Raw genomic sequence first — 12693 nt, 5'->3', positions numbered from 1 at the left:
CGATCAAGGGGAAGTGCATCCGCCGGAAGGAAACCCGTCGTGAGTTCCGCCGCCGCCCCACCCGCCGCGCCGGCCCCGGCCGTACCCCGGTCGGTGCTCGCCGCCCGCACCGGCGTGGCCGTGGTCTTCGCCCTCAACGGCCTGGCCGTGGCCACCTGGTTCGGTCGGGTGCCGGCGGTCCGCGAGGCGCTCGGGCTCACCGCCGGCCGGCTCGGGCTGCTGCTGCTCGCGCTCTCCGCCGGGGCGCTGCTCGCCATGCCCACCGCCGGCCTGGTGGCCCAGCGCCTCGGCACGGCCCGCACGGTGGCCGCCTCCACCCTGCTCGTCGCGGCCGGTCTGACCCTGGCCGGGGCGGCGGCCGGGCTCGCCGGGTCGCTGGTCGGGGTCGCGGTCGGCCTCTTCGCGCTCGGCTACGGCTCCGGCACCTGCGACGTGGCGATGAACGTCGAGGGCGCGGCCGTGGAACGGCGGCTCGGGCGTACCGTCATGCCGCGTTTCCACGCGGCGTGGAGCCTCGGCTCGGTGGCCGGCGCGGCGCTCGGCGCCGGGGCCGCCCGCCTCGGTGTGCCGGTCGCCGCCCACCTGGCCGCGCTGGCGGCGGTGGTGCTGGTCGGCACGGTGCTGGCCGCCCGGTCGTTCCTGCCGGTGACGGAGACCGCGGCCGCCCCCGCTCCGGCCAGCCGCCGACGGGACCTGCTGGCCGCCTGGCGGGAGCCGCGCACCCTGCTGGTCGGCCTGCTGGTGCTGGTGATGGCGTTCGCCGAGGGCAGCGCCAACGACTGGTTGGCGGTCGCCTTCGTGGACGGTCACGGCCTCAGCGAGGCGGCCGGCGCGGCGGTCTTCGGCGTCTTCGTGGTCGGCATGACGCTGGGCCGTACGGTCGGCACCCTGGCGCTGGACCGGTGGGGGCGGGTGCGGGTGCTGGTCGCCACCATCCTGCTCGCCACCCTCGGCGCCGCTACGGCGGTGCTGGCCGGATCGGGCCCGGTGGCGATCGCCGGCGTCGCGCTCTGGGGCGTCGGCGCCTCGCTGGGTTTCCCGGTCGGGATGAGCGCGGCCGCCGACGACGAGGAGCGGGCCCCGGCCCGGGTCAGCGTGGTCGCGGTGATCGGCTACACCGCGTTCCTCGCCGGGCCGCCGCTGCTCGGCATGCTCGGCGACCGGGTCGGCACGCTGCACGCGCTGCTGGTGGTGCCAGTGCTGCTGCTGCCCACCCTGGCCTTGGTCCCCACCCTGCGCCCCCCGACCCGCTGACCTCACCCCGCCGCGCCGGTCGCCACGATCGCCTGCTGGACGGCGGTCGGCGCCCTCCGTCCCGCCGGACGATCACCGTTCGCTGTGCAGGGGGCTCTCAGGGAGTGTGCAGGGGGTTGCCAGGGACGGGTGGTGCACTGGGAGGGCGAGGAGAGGAGCGGGGCATGGGCTGGTTCAGCCGGCGGCCGCGGGCCGCCGAGGGCGCGGTGACGAAACTCGACCGGGAGGCTACCCGGGAGGACCTGGCGGCGCTGGAGGCGTTCGTGACCAGCCGCCGTGGCGTGGAGTTCTACCTGGAACCGGAGACCACGGCGACGGACACCACGGTGGTCGCGATCGCCCACGACGGCGAGTGGATCCGCCGCCGGACCGGCACCCCGCGGGCGGCCGGGGCGATCGCCCGCAAGCACGCGGTGCCGCTGTACGAGGCGGCCCGCACCGGCTACCCGGAGCGGATGCGGGCCTGGAACCGGGCCCACCCGGAGCGGCGGGCCCGCTGATCGCGGATCACCCCGCGGCGGCGACCGCCGCCCGCGCCTCGGCCAGCGTCATCGGCGGCTCGTGACTGGCCACGTACCAGTGGACGTCGTCGGTGAGCAGCCGGCGCACCAGGGCGAGGTCGGGGCCGTCCGCCGGGGTGCGCAGGTGCGCCGGCGGCGGGTAGTAGGCGTCGCCGAGCAGCAGCACACCCGAGTCCGGCACGGTGACCACGGTGGAGTCCGGCGCGTGGTTGCCCCCGACGTGCCGCACCCGCACGCCCACCGGCAGCTCCAACTCGTCGGTGAAGGTCCGGGTGGGCGGCAGCACCGCGAAGTCGTCCCACGAGTCGACCGCCAGCGCCCGGGCCCGGAAGCTCGGGCCGAGCCGGGGGTTGGCCCGCACCTGCTCGCGCAGGTACCGGTGGCTCCACGGCCGGTCGGCCTCCGCGCGCAGCAGCCGCTCGCCGGTGACGTGCCCGACGATCTCCACGCCGGGCCAGGCGCAGGCGCCCCAGACGTGGTCCCAGTGGTGGTGGGTGTAGACCAGCCAGCGTGGTGGCGGCAACCCGGCGGCGCGCAGCGCGGCCTGGATCTCCCGGGCGTGCGCGGGGCTCTGCCCGGCGTCGATCAGCACGCTGCCCCGGTCGTCGGCCACCAGCGCGACGCCGGCCTGCACGGCCGCCGGATCCGGGTCGCCGGGGCAGCGCCAGACCCGGCCGGCAAGGTGCTCGAACCTGATGTCGGTGATGTCGGTGATGTCGGTGATGGCGGCACCTCCTCGAACGCGACGCGGCTGGTCGTGGCCCGATCCTAGGCGGCGGCGTTCGCGGGCGCGCCGCCGGGCAGGTGGGATCACAGTGGAGCTTGAGGGTCGGCTCGGGTGCGCGTCGACGTCGGGCGAGGTATCCCGAGGGCGCGTTGACCGGCGCAACGCCGGTGTGGCAGCATTCCCGGCCTGACGGCAGTGAAGGAAGCCGGTGCGATTCCGGCGCGGTCCCGCCACTGTCACCGGGGAGCGATCCCCCCTCGTGAGCCACGGCCGTGCGTGCGCGGTTGGAAGGCCGGGGGTGAGCGTCGATCCGGGAGCCAGGATACTTCGGCCGTCGGGAGTTGACCCCAGGGCGTGGACACCCGAGGAGGACCCGATGACGCACCGCGTCTCCATTGTCGACGGCCATCGCCGCACCCGGCCCGGCCGCGACCGCGCACCCGCGCCCACCCGCCCCGCTGCGGGCCGCCGCGCCGCCGCGCCCGCCCCGGGCCGCCGCCCCGCCGTTCACCGCTGAGTTCCGCACGCTGCCGCCCGGTACCGGCCTGCCGCCGGTGAACCGGTCGCCGGCGGCGCCTGCCCGCTGAACCAGCACCCGCCCCGCCGTGCCCGGCCGCCGCCGTCGACCGGGTGGGCGTCACTGTCCGGAGTCACCCGTGCGCATCCTGCTGCTCTCCACCGCCGACACCGACCTGCTCGCCGCCCGGGCCAGCGGCGCCGACTACCGGCTGGCCAACCCGGCCCGGGTCGCCGTCGACGCCGTACCCGCGCTGCTCGACGGCGTCCACCTCGCGGTCGTACGCCTGCTCGGCGGCCGGCAGGCGTGGCCGGACGGCCTGGCCGCGGTGCTCGCCTCCGGCGTGCCGACGGTGGTGCTCGGCGGCGAGCCGGTGCCGGACGCCGAGCTGATGGCCGCCTCCACCGTGCCGTCCGGAGTGGCCACCGAGGCACTGGCCTACCTGGTCGAGGGCGGGCCGGCCAACCTCGCCCAGCTGGCCCGGTTCCTCTCCGACACCGTGCTGCTCACCGGCGAGGGCTTCGCCCCACCCGCACCCACCCCGGCCCACGGGCTGTACGGCGAGCACCCCGCCGACCCGGACCGGCCGACCGTCGGCATCGTCTTCTACCGGGCGCACGCCCTCGCCGGGAACACCGCCTTCGTGGACACCCTCGCCGCCGCGGTCGACGCCGCCGGCGGCAACCCGCTGCCGGTCTTCTGCGGCTCGCTGCGCGGGCTCACCGCCGACGCCGGTCCGCTGCGCCTCCTGGCCGGCTGTGACGCGCTGCTGGTCACCGTGCTCGCGGCCGGCGGCACGGTCGCCGCGGACGCCTCCGGTGGCGGCGACGAGGACGCCTGGGACGTGGGCGCGCTCGCCGCCCTCGACGTGCCGGTGATCCAGGCGCTCTGCCTCACCAGCACCCGGCAGCAGTGGGCGGGCAGCGACGCCGGACTGTCCCCGTTGGACGCCGCCATGCAGGTCGCGGTGCCGGAGTTCGACGGCCGGATCATCACCGTGCCGTTCTCGTTCAAGCGGATCGACGCCGACGGGCTCTCCGGCTACGTCGCCGACCCGGAACGCGCCGCCCGGGTGGCCGGCATCGCGGTGCGGCAGGCCCGGCTGCGCCGGCTGCCGAACGCGCGCAAGCGGGTGGCGGTGGTGCTCAGCTCGTACCCGACGAAGCACTCCCGGGTCGGCAACGCGGTCGGCCTGGACACCCCCGCCTCGGCGGTCCGGCTGCTCGCCGCGCTCGCCGACGCCGGCTACCACCTCGGCGACGCGCCACCGCCGGACGACGGGGACGCGCTCATCCACGCCCTGATCGCCGCCGGCGGGCACGACGTCGAGTGGCTCACCCCGGAGCAGCTCGCCGCCGCGCCGGCCCGGGTGCCGGGCGAGCGCTACCGCCGCTGGTTCGACCAGGTGCCCGCCGAGCTGCGCGAACGAATGCGCGAGCACTGGGGCGAACCACCCGGCGAGCTGTACACCGACGGCGGCGACATCGTGCTGGCCGGGCTGCGGTTCGGCAACGTGGTGCTGCTGATCCAGCCGCCGCGCGGCTTCGGGGAGAACCCGATCGCCATCTACCACGACCCGGACCTGCCGCCCAGCCACCACTACCTGGCCGCGTACCGCTGGCTGGCGGCGCCGGTCGCCGACGGCGGCTTCGGCGCGGACGCGGTGGTGCACCTGGGCAAGCACGGCACCCTGGAGTGGCTGCCCGGGAAGGGACTCGGCCTGGCCGCCGGGTGCGCCCCCGACGCCGTCCTCGGCGACCTGCCGCTGGTCTACCCGTTCATCGTCAACGATCCCGGCGAGGGCACCCAGGCCAAGCGCCGCGCGCACGCCGTGGTCGTGGACCACCTGGTGCCGCCGATGGCCCGCGCCGAGACGTACGGCGACCTGGCCCGGCTCGAGCAACTGCTCGACGAGTACGCCACCGTGCAGGCCCTCGACCCGGCCAAGGTGCCCACCGTGCGGGCGCAGATCTGGGCACTCGTGCGCGCCGCCGAGCTGCACCACGACCTGCACACCGAGCAGATGCCCGGCGAGGACGACTTCGACGACTTCGTGCTGCACCTCGACGGCTACCTGTGCGAGGTCAAGGACGTGCAGATCCGCGACGGGCTGCACGTGCTCGCCGCCGCGCCGACCGGCGAACCCCGGGCCAACCTCGTCCTCGCCGTGCTGCGCGCCCCGCAGGTCTGGGGTGGCCGGTACGCGCTACCCGGCCTGCGGCAGGCGCTCGCCGCCGCGTACGGGCTGGACGAGCAGGCGCTGCTCGCCGCGCCGGGGGAGCGGCTGACCCCGCCGGCGGCGCTGACCGACATCGTCGACGGGCCGGCCGGCACCGCCGCCGACGCGGTGGACCTGATCGAGGCGCTCGCCCGCCGGCTGGTGGTCGGCCTGGAGACCCTCGGCTGGGCGCCGGACAAGGTCGACGCGGTGGTCGAGGAGGTCACCGGCCGGGCCGTCCCGGACGCCGCCGCGGTGCTCCGCTTCGCCGCCACCGAACTGGTGCCCCGGCTGGACCGGACCACCGACGAACTGGCGCACACCCTGGCCGCGCTCGACGGCCGGTTCGTGCCACCCGGCCCGTCCGGCTCGCCCACCCGCGGCCTGGTCAACGTGCTGCCCACCGGGCGGAACTTCTACTCGGTCGACCCGAAGGCGATCCCCAGCCGCAACGCCTGGGACGTCGGCGTCGCGCTCGCCGACTCGCTGCTCGCCCGGCACCTCGCCGACACCGGCGAGTACCCGCGCTCGGTCGGGCTCACCGTCTGGGGCACCAGCGCCATGCGGACCCAGGGCGACGACGTCGCCGAGGTCCTCGCGCTGCTCGGCTGCCGGCCCACCTGGGACGACCGGTCCCGCCGGGTCACCGGCGTCGAGGTGGTGCCGGTGGCCGAGCTGGGCCGGCCCCGTATCGACGTCACCGTGCGCATCTCCGGCTTCTTCCGGGACGCCTTCCCGCACGTCGTCGCGCTCCTCGACGACGCGGTGCGGCTGGTCGCCGCCCTCGACGAACCGGCCGGTGACAACCACGTCCGCGCGCACGTCACCGCCGATCTGGCCGAGCACGGCGACGAACGCCGGGCCACCGCCCGCATCTTCGGCTCCAAGCCGGGGGCGTACGGGGCCGGACTGCTGCCGCTGATCGACGCCCGGAACTGGCGCAGCGACGCCGACCTGGCCGAGGTGTACGCCGTGTGGGGCGGCTACGCCTACGGCCGCGGGCTGGACGGGCGGGAGGCGCGGGCGGACATGGAACGCTCCTTCGCCCGGATCGCGGTGGCGGTGAAGAACCAGGACACCCGCGAGCACGACATCGTCGACTCCGACGACTACTTCCAGTACCACGGCGGGATGGTGGCGATGGTCCGCCACCTCACCGGCGCCTCCCCGACCGCGTACGTGGGCGACTCGGCGCTGCCGCAGGACGTACGTACCCGCACGCTGGGCGAGGAGACCCGGCGGGTGTTCCGGGCCCGGGTGGTCAACCCGAAGTGGATCGCGGCGATGCGCCGGCACGGCTACAAGGGCGCCTTCGAGCTGGCCGCCACCGTGGACTACCTGTTCGGCTACGACGCCACCGCCGGCGTGGTCGACGACTGGATGTACGAGCACCTGGCGGCCGCGTACGTGTTCGACGAGACCACCCGGGAGTTCCTGGAGCGGTCCAACCCGTGGGCGTTGCGCGGCATCACCGAGCGGCTGTTGGAGGCCGCCGACCGGGGCCTGTGGGCCGAACCCGACCCGGCCACCCTGGACCGGCTCCGGGAGACGTACCTGGCCAGCGAGGGTGACCTGGAGGAGCGGGCATGACCGGCTACCCGTTCAGCGCGGTGCTCGGGATGGACGACATGCGGCTCGCCCTGCTGCTCAACGCGGTCAGCCCGGCCATCGGCGGGGTGCTGGTCCGCGGCGAGAAGGGCACCGCCAAGTCCACCGCCGTCCGCGCCCTCGCCACGCTGCTGCCGCCGGTCGACCGGGTGGCCGGCTGCCGCTTCGCCTGCGACCCGGCCGCCCCCGACCCGGCCTGCCCGGACGGGCCGCACCCGGACCGGCCGGCCGCCGAGCGCCGCCCCGCCCGGCTGGTGGAGCTGCCGGTCGGCGCCGCCGAGGACCGGGTGGTCGGCTCGCTCGACCTGGAACGCGCCCTGGCCGACGGGGTACGCGCCTTCGAGCCCGGCCTGCTCGCCGCCGCGCACCGCGGCGTGCTCTACGTCGACGAGGTCAACCTGCTCCACGACCACCTGGTCGACCTGCTGCTCGACGCGGCCGCGATGGGCCGCTGCCACGTCGAGCGGGAGGGCGTCTCGGTCAGCCACGCGTCCCGGTTCCTGCTGGTCGGCACGATGAACCCGGAGGAGGGGGAGCTGCGCCCGCAGCTGCTCGACCGGTTCGGGCTCACCGTCGAGGTGGGCGCCAGCCGGGACCCGGCCGTCCGGGTCGAGGTGGTCCGCCGCCGGCTCGCGGCGGACGCCGATCCGGTCGGCTTCGCCGCCCGCTGGGCCGCCGCGGACGCCGAGATCGCCCGCCGGGTGGCCGCCGCCCGGCGGCGGCTGGACGGCGTGCGGCTGCCCGACGCCGCGCTGCGCCAGATCGCCGAGGTCTGCGCCGCCTTCGACGTGGACGGGATGCGCGCCGACATCGTCACCGCCCGCACCGCGCTCGCGCACGCCGCCTGGCACGGCCGGGACGCGGTCACCGTCGCCGACGTCCGGGTGGCCGCCCGGCTGGCGCTGCCGCACCGCCGCCGCCGCGACCCGTTCGACTCTCCCGGGCTGGACGAGCAGCGCCTCGACGAGGCGCTGGACCGGGCCGGCGACGACGACCCGGACGACGACCAGGGCGGTTCCGGCGGCCCCGACGGCGGTCCGGACTCCGGCCCCGGGGGAGGAGGACCCGGCGGCGGCGAGGACAGCGGGCCGGACCGGCCCGGCGGCGGGCACCACGCGAGCGGGCGGGACACCTCGGCCGGCCCAGCCGAGGCCCACGGCGGGAACCCGGGCGAGGGCGCCCCCGGCCGGCCCGGCGCCGGACCGGCCGTGGCCGTACCCCGCCAGGGGCTGGAGGCCCGGCTGCTCACCGCGCCCGGCGTCGGGGACGGGGTGCCCGGGCGCCGCTCCCGGGCCCGCACCGGGCGGGGCCGGACCACCGGCGCCCGGGTGCCGGCCGGCCGTGCCGGCGCGCTGCACCTGCCGGCGACGCTGCGGGCCGCCGCGCCGCACCAGGTCGGCCGCGGCCGGACCGCCGGTCCGCTGCGGCTGCGCCCGGTCGACCTGCGCGAGGCGGTCCGCGAGGGCCGCGAGGGCAACCTGGTGCTCTTCGTGGTCGACGCCAGCGGGTCGATGGGCGCCCGGCAGCGGATGGCCGCGGTCAAGGGTGCCGTGCTCGCCCTGCTCACCGACGCCTACCAGCGGCGGGACAAGGTCGCCGTGGTGGCCTTCCGGGGCGCCGGCGCGCAGACCCTGCTGCCGGCGACCTCCTCGGTGCTCGCCGCCTCGACCCGGCTCGCCGAGCTGCCCACCGGCGGGCGCACCCCGCTCGCCGAAGGACTGCTGGCCGCCGCCGAACTGCTCCGGGTGGAGCGGCTGCGCGACCCCCGCCGGCGCCCGCTGGTGCTCGTGCTCACCGACGGCCGGGCCACCGCCGGCGACCGCCCGCTCGACCGGGCCGCGTACGCCGCCGCCCGGCTCGCCGCCACCGGGGCGCCCTGCGTCGTCGTCGACTGCGAGTCCGGCCCGGTGCGGCTCGGCCTGGCCCGCCGCCTCGCCGCCCACCTCGCCGCCGATCACCACCGGCTCGACCAGATCGCCGCGGCCTCGCTCACCCACCTGACCACCCGCCCCCGCGACCGCGCGGGTCGGGTTCCGGCATGACGCGCGAGCGCGCCGACGTCGCGGACCCAAACCGTACGACCGCCGGGGCGGACGCCCCGACGAGAAGGAGCATCGCCTGATGCCGCAGGGAAAACCGACCCACGTGCCCGCCGACGGGCTGACCACCAGGCAGCGGCGCAACCGCCCGCTGCTGCTCGTGCACACCGGCCAGATGAAGGGGAAGTCGACGGCGGCGTTCGGACTGGCGCTGCGGGCGTGGACGGCCGGCCTGTCGATCGGCGTGTTCCAGTTCGTCAAGAGCGCCAAGTGGCGGGTCGGTGAGGAGAACGCCTTCCGCGCGCTCGGCGAGGTGCACCGGCACACCGGCCAGGGCGCCCCGGTGGCCTGGCACAAGATGGGCGAGGGCTGGTCGTGGATCCAGCGCGGCGGCGCGGCGGACCACGCCGCCGACGCCCTGGAGGGCTGGCGGCAGATCCAGCGCGACCTGGCCGCGCAGCGCCACGGCCTCTACGTGCTCGACGAGTTCACCTACCCGATGAAGTGGGGCTGGGTGGACGTCGACGAGGTGGTCGACACCCTGGCGAACCGCCCCGGGTTCCAGCACGTGGTGATCACCGGACGGGACGCCGACCCGCGGTTGGTCGCCGCCGCCGACCTGGTCGCCGAGCTGGTCAAGGTCAAGCACCCGATGGACGCCGGCCAGAAGGGCCAGAAGGGCATCGAGTGGTGAACCGGTGCCGGGCGGTGAGCGTCGCCCGGCACCGGACGCGCGAGCGTCAGCCGGTCACGGGGCGGCGAGCGCCCCTGTGGAGCTGATGTCGTGAACGACTCGGCCGGAATTCCTCGCCCGGGCCGCCCGGGCCGGGGCGCCCTCCGACCGGCTGGGCCCCGGACCGGTCAGCCGGTGAGCGCCCGGGCGAGCGCGTAGCCGGCGGTGGCGGCGGCGAGCCCGGCGGCGAGGCTGGCCGTGACGTTGAGCAGCGCGGCCAGCCGCCGGCCGCCGCGGGCCAGCCGGAGCGTCTCGTAACTCAGCGTGGACCAGGTGGTCAGCGCGCCGCAGAAACCGGTGCCGACCAGCGCGCCCACCGCCGGGTCGGTCGGCAGTCCGGTGACCAGCCCGAGCAGCAGCGATCCGGCCACGTTGACGGTGAGCGTGCCCCACGGGAAGGCCGAGCCCAGGCGGGCCTGCACGGCCCGGTCGGTGAGGTAGCGCAGCGGGGCGCCGACGGCCGCGCCGAGCGCGACGAGCAGGGCGGTCACCGGCGGCTCCACAGCAACCGGTCGGTGGTGGCGTCCCCGGCCCAGACCGCGAGCAGCGCCCCGACCAGGGTGGCGGCGAGGTACGCCAGCGCGGTGGCCGGGGCACCCGCCAGCAGCGCCCGGTGGACGTCCACCGCGTAGGTGGAGAAGGTGGTGTAGCCGCCGAGCACCCCCACGCCCAGGAACGGCCGGGCCAGCGGCCGCCCGCCGCCGGCGCGGCCGAGCACGGCCATCAGCACGCCGATCAGCAGGCAGCCGCTGAGGTTGACCCCGAAGGTCGCCCACGGGAAGCCGTCCGGTGGGTGCGGGAACGCCGCCTGCAGGCCGGCCCGGGCCAGCGCGCCGAGCAGGCCCCCGGCGGAGACGGCGCCGAGGACCGCCGCCGGGTGCGCGGTGAGTTCGCCCCGGTCACCGGGTACGCGCAGGTCGACGTCGGGATCGATCCGCGGCGGCTCGGCCGGACCGGTCACGTCTCCTCCACAGCCGCGGGTGCCGCCGGCGGCCGTCCGGCGGCGGGCGCCAGCATAACGCCCCATGCGCGAGCCCCGGGGTGATCTCCGGTCGGCCCCCGCGATGCCGCGGGCATGGCAGGGCGTGCCGGCGGTCAGCGCACCGCCGCCACGGCGGCGTCGGTGCCGCCGCGCCAGAGTGTGCCCACCTCGGTGAAGCCGGCGTCGGTCAGCGCGGCCAGGTGCCAGGAGACCGGCGGGTTCCACTCCGGGCTGTGCCCGGTCGGGTAGATCTCGTGGCGCCGGGCGACCAACGGGGCGAGCGTCGGGTCGGCCGCCGCCCGCTCCCACCAGTCCGACCAGGACAGCACGGCGCCGGCGGCGTACCGGGCGTCGCGGCGGTCCCGGGCGCGGTCCAGCAGGCGCTTGCTGAGCTGCGGGAGGCCGTCGTCGGGCATGTGGTCGGCGTTGAGCAGGAGGCCGCCCGGGCGCAGCAGGTCGCGCACCTCGGCGTAGAGCCGGGCGAGCCGGTCGCCCGGCAGCCAGTGCAGGGCGGTGGCGGTGAGCACGGCGTCGTACTCGTGGTGCGGCAGCGCGGCGGACCAGTCGGGCCGGTTGAGGTCGGCGGTCACCACGGTGACCCGGTCGCCGAGGGTGGCCCGGGCGATGGCGAGCAGCGCCGGATCCAGGTCGAGCAGGGTCACCTCGGCGTCGGGGAAGCGGCGCAGCGCCCGTAGGGAGATGGTGCCGGTGCCACCGGCCAGGTCGAGCAGGCGGGGCCGTTCGCCGTCGAGGATCGCCTCGACCCCGTCGAGCATCGCGGTGAACCGGTGCTCCCGGTCCGGCAGGTACGCCTCCTGCTGGCGGTCCCAGCTCTCCTGCCAGGCCGCCGCGTTCGTCAGGTAAGGAGTCATAGCCAGCAGGCTAGTTACATCCAGGACCCCGGTCCAGACCTTGTTGCAAAGATTTTGCAATAGCGGGAGATGGTGGGCTGATGATCGGAGGCGCGGTCGGGTCGGAGGTCGGCCCGCCCCGCCCGCTTCCGCCGCCGACGCCGTGGGCCGCGTCACCCGGGCCGCCCGTTGACCTCAACCGCGCTTCACCTTCGAGGCTGGTCGTACCGACGCAGCGAAGTGGAGGGTGACATGCGCGTGGTCGAGGTGACGGCGTTCGGGGGACCGGAGGTGCTGGCATTGACCGAGGCGCCGGAGCCGGTGCCCGGTCCCGGCGAGGTGGTCGTGGAGGTGGCCGTCGCGGACGTCCTCTGGGTGGAGACGATGATCCGGCGCGGCCAGGGTGGGACGTACTTCCCGGTGCGGCCCCCGTACCGCCCGGGGGTGGGGGTGGCCGGCACGGTCGGCGCGGTCGGGGCGGGGGTCGACCCGGGCTGGGCCGGCCGGCGGGTGGTGACCCGCACCGACGAGCGCGGCGGCTACCTGGAACGGGCCGTGGTGCCGGCCGACGGCCTGCTGCCGGTGCCGGACGCGGTCCCGCTCACCGACGCGGCCGCGCTGCTGCACGACGGGGTGACCGCGTTCGGGCTGCTCGACCTGGTGCCGGTCCGGGCCGGCGACCGGGTGCTGGTCACCGCCGCCGCCGGTGGCCTCGGCGCGGTCCTGGTGCAGCAGGTACGGGCCACCGGCGGGTTCGTCGTCGCCGCGGCCCGCGGCCCGGCGAAGCTGGCCGCGCTGCGCCGGCTCGGCGCGGACCTGGTGGTCGACTACCACGAGCCGGGCTGGACCGACCGGGTGCGCGCCGCAGCCGGCGAGATGGACGTGGTCTTCGACGGCGCCGGTGGCGATTACGGTCGGGCCGCCTTCGACCTGGTGCGCGCCGGCGGGCGGTTCTCCGCGCACGGCACCCCGGCCGGGGCGTTCGCGATCCCCGATCCGGAGGTCGCCCGGGCCCGGCGGATCACCGTCACCGGCATCGCCGACGTGCAGTTCACGCCGGAGCAGGCCCGCGGGCACCTGCGCGCCGCGCTCGACGCGGCGGCGGCCGGGCGGATCACGCCGCTGATCGGGCAGACCTTCCCGTTGCACCGGGCCGCCGACGCGCACCGGGCCGTCGAGGGCCGGACGGTGATCGGCAAGGCGCTGCTCACCGTCTGACCACCACCGCTGCGGGCGCCACCCG

At 76.8% G+C, this 12693-nt stretch carries 10 protein-coding genes and 1 riboswitch; of the genes, 6 read left to right on the top strand and 4 right to left on the bottom strand.

Annotated elements, in window-relative coordinates:
- Positions 1–39: 39 nt before the first annotated feature.
- Both GA0070609_RS12855 and GA0070609_RS12850 read left to right on the top strand, forming a co-directional pair.
- Entirely contained in the window at positions 40–1254 is a 1215-nt protein-coding gene (locus GA0070609_RS12855) for an MFS transporter (protein WP_088994031.1), read from the top strand.
- Between the two features lie 164 nt (positions 1255–1418).
- Positions 1419–1754 (top strand): hypothetical protein, encoded by a 336-nt coding sequence (locus tag GA0070609_RS12850; protein WP_088994030.1) that lies wholly within the window; start codon positions 1419–1421, stop codon positions 1752–1754.
- Between the two features lie 7 nt (positions 1755–1761).
- On the opposite strand, the gene GA0070609_RS12845 is transcribed toward GA0070609_RS12850, so the two are convergent.
- Positions 1762–2589: an MBL fold metallo-hydrolase gene (locus GA0070609_RS12845; protein WP_231928671.1), complete on the bottom strand. Its 828-nt coding sequence runs from the start codon at positions 2587–2589 to the stop codon at positions 1762–1764.
- A gap of 111 nt (positions 2590–2700) precedes the next feature.
- A riboswitch (cobalamin riboswitch) is annotated at positions 2701–2830 on the top strand.
- A 328-nt stretch (positions 2831–3158) separates the two neighbouring features.
- Here GA0070609_RS12845 and cobN point away from each other — a divergent pair.
- From cobN to cobO, 3 genes are all read left to right on the top strand, one after another.
- Positions 3159–6827, top strand: coding sequence for a cobaltochelatase subunit CobN (cobN, locus tag GA0070609_RS12835; RefSeq protein WP_088994028.1), 3669 nt, complete (start codon positions 3159–3161; stop codon positions 6825–6827).
- Positions 6824–8887, top strand: a complete 2064-nt coding sequence (locus GA0070609_RS12830; protein WP_088994027.1) for a putative cobaltochelatase — start codon at positions 6824–6826, stop codon at positions 8885–8887. The genes cobN and GA0070609_RS12830 overlap by 4 nt, the downstream gene beginning before the upstream one ends.
- 76 nt (positions 8888–8963) lie before the next feature.
- A complete protein-coding gene (gene cobO, locus GA0070609_RS12825) occupies positions 8964–9578 on the top strand; it encodes a cob(I)yrinic acid a,c-diamide adenosyltransferase (RefSeq protein WP_269459294.1) in 615 nt (204 codons plus the stop codon).
- Positions 9579–9745: 167 nt separating this feature from the next.
- Here cobO and crcB read toward each other — a convergent pair whose 3' ends face one another.
- From crcB to GA0070609_RS12810, 3 genes are all read right to left on the bottom strand, one after another.
- Positions 9746–10108 (bottom strand): fluoride efflux transporter CrcB, encoded by a 363-nt coding sequence (gene crcB, locus GA0070609_RS12820; RefSeq protein WP_088997700.1) that lies wholly within the window; start codon positions 10106–10108, stop codon positions 9746–9748.
- Positions 10105–10644: a fluoride efflux transporter FluC gene (locus tag GA0070609_RS12815; protein ID WP_088994025.1), complete on the bottom strand. Its 540-nt coding sequence runs from the start codon at positions 10642–10644 to the stop codon at positions 10105–10107. The genes crcB and GA0070609_RS12815 overlap by 4 nt, the downstream gene beginning before the upstream one ends.
- Before the next feature lie 68 nt (positions 10645–10712).
- On the bottom strand, positions 10713–11471 hold the full coding sequence (locus tag GA0070609_RS12810) for a class I SAM-dependent methyltransferase (protein ID WP_088994024.1): 759 nt from the start codon (positions 11469–11471) through the stop codon (positions 10713–10715).
- Positions 11472–11702: 231 nt separating this feature from the next.
- Between GA0070609_RS12810 and GA0070609_RS12805 the strand changes: the two genes are divergently transcribed.
- Positions 11703–12668: a zinc-binding dehydrogenase gene (locus GA0070609_RS12805; protein WP_088994023.1), complete on the top strand. Its 966-nt coding sequence runs from the start codon at positions 11703–11705 to the stop codon at positions 12666–12668.
- Positions 12669–12693: the final 25 nt, after the last annotated feature.

Source organism: Micromonospora echinaurantiaca, assembly GCF_900090235.1.
Classification (GTDB): Bacteria; Actinomycetota; Actinomycetes; order Mycobacteriales; family Micromonosporaceae; genus Micromonospora; species Micromonospora echinaurantiaca.
Note: the sequence above shows the minus strand (reverse complement) of the source record. Positions and strands in the feature narration are given on the sequence as shown.

Coding starts and splice junctions, on each gene's coding strand:
- GA0070609_RS12850 (WP_088994030.1), top strand. CDS start 1,419: ATGGGCTGGTTCAGCCGGCGGCCGCGGGCCGCCGAGGGCGCGGTGACG.
- GA0070609_RS12830 (WP_088994027.1), top strand. CDS start 6,824: ATGACCGGCTACCCGTTCAGCGCGGTGCTCGGGATGGACGACATGCGG.
- GA0070609_RS12815 (WP_088994025.1), bottom strand. CDS start 10,644: ATGGGGCGTTATGCTGGCGCCCGCCGCCGGACGGCCGCCGGCGGCACC.
- GA0070609_RS12810 (WP_088994024.1), bottom strand. CDS start 11,471: ATGACTCCTTACCTGACGAACGCGGCGGCCTGGCAGGAGAGCTGGGAC.
- GA0070609_RS12805 (WP_088994023.1), top strand. CDS start 11,703: ATGCGCGTGGTCGAGGTGACGGCGTTCGGGGGACCGGAGGTGCTGGCA.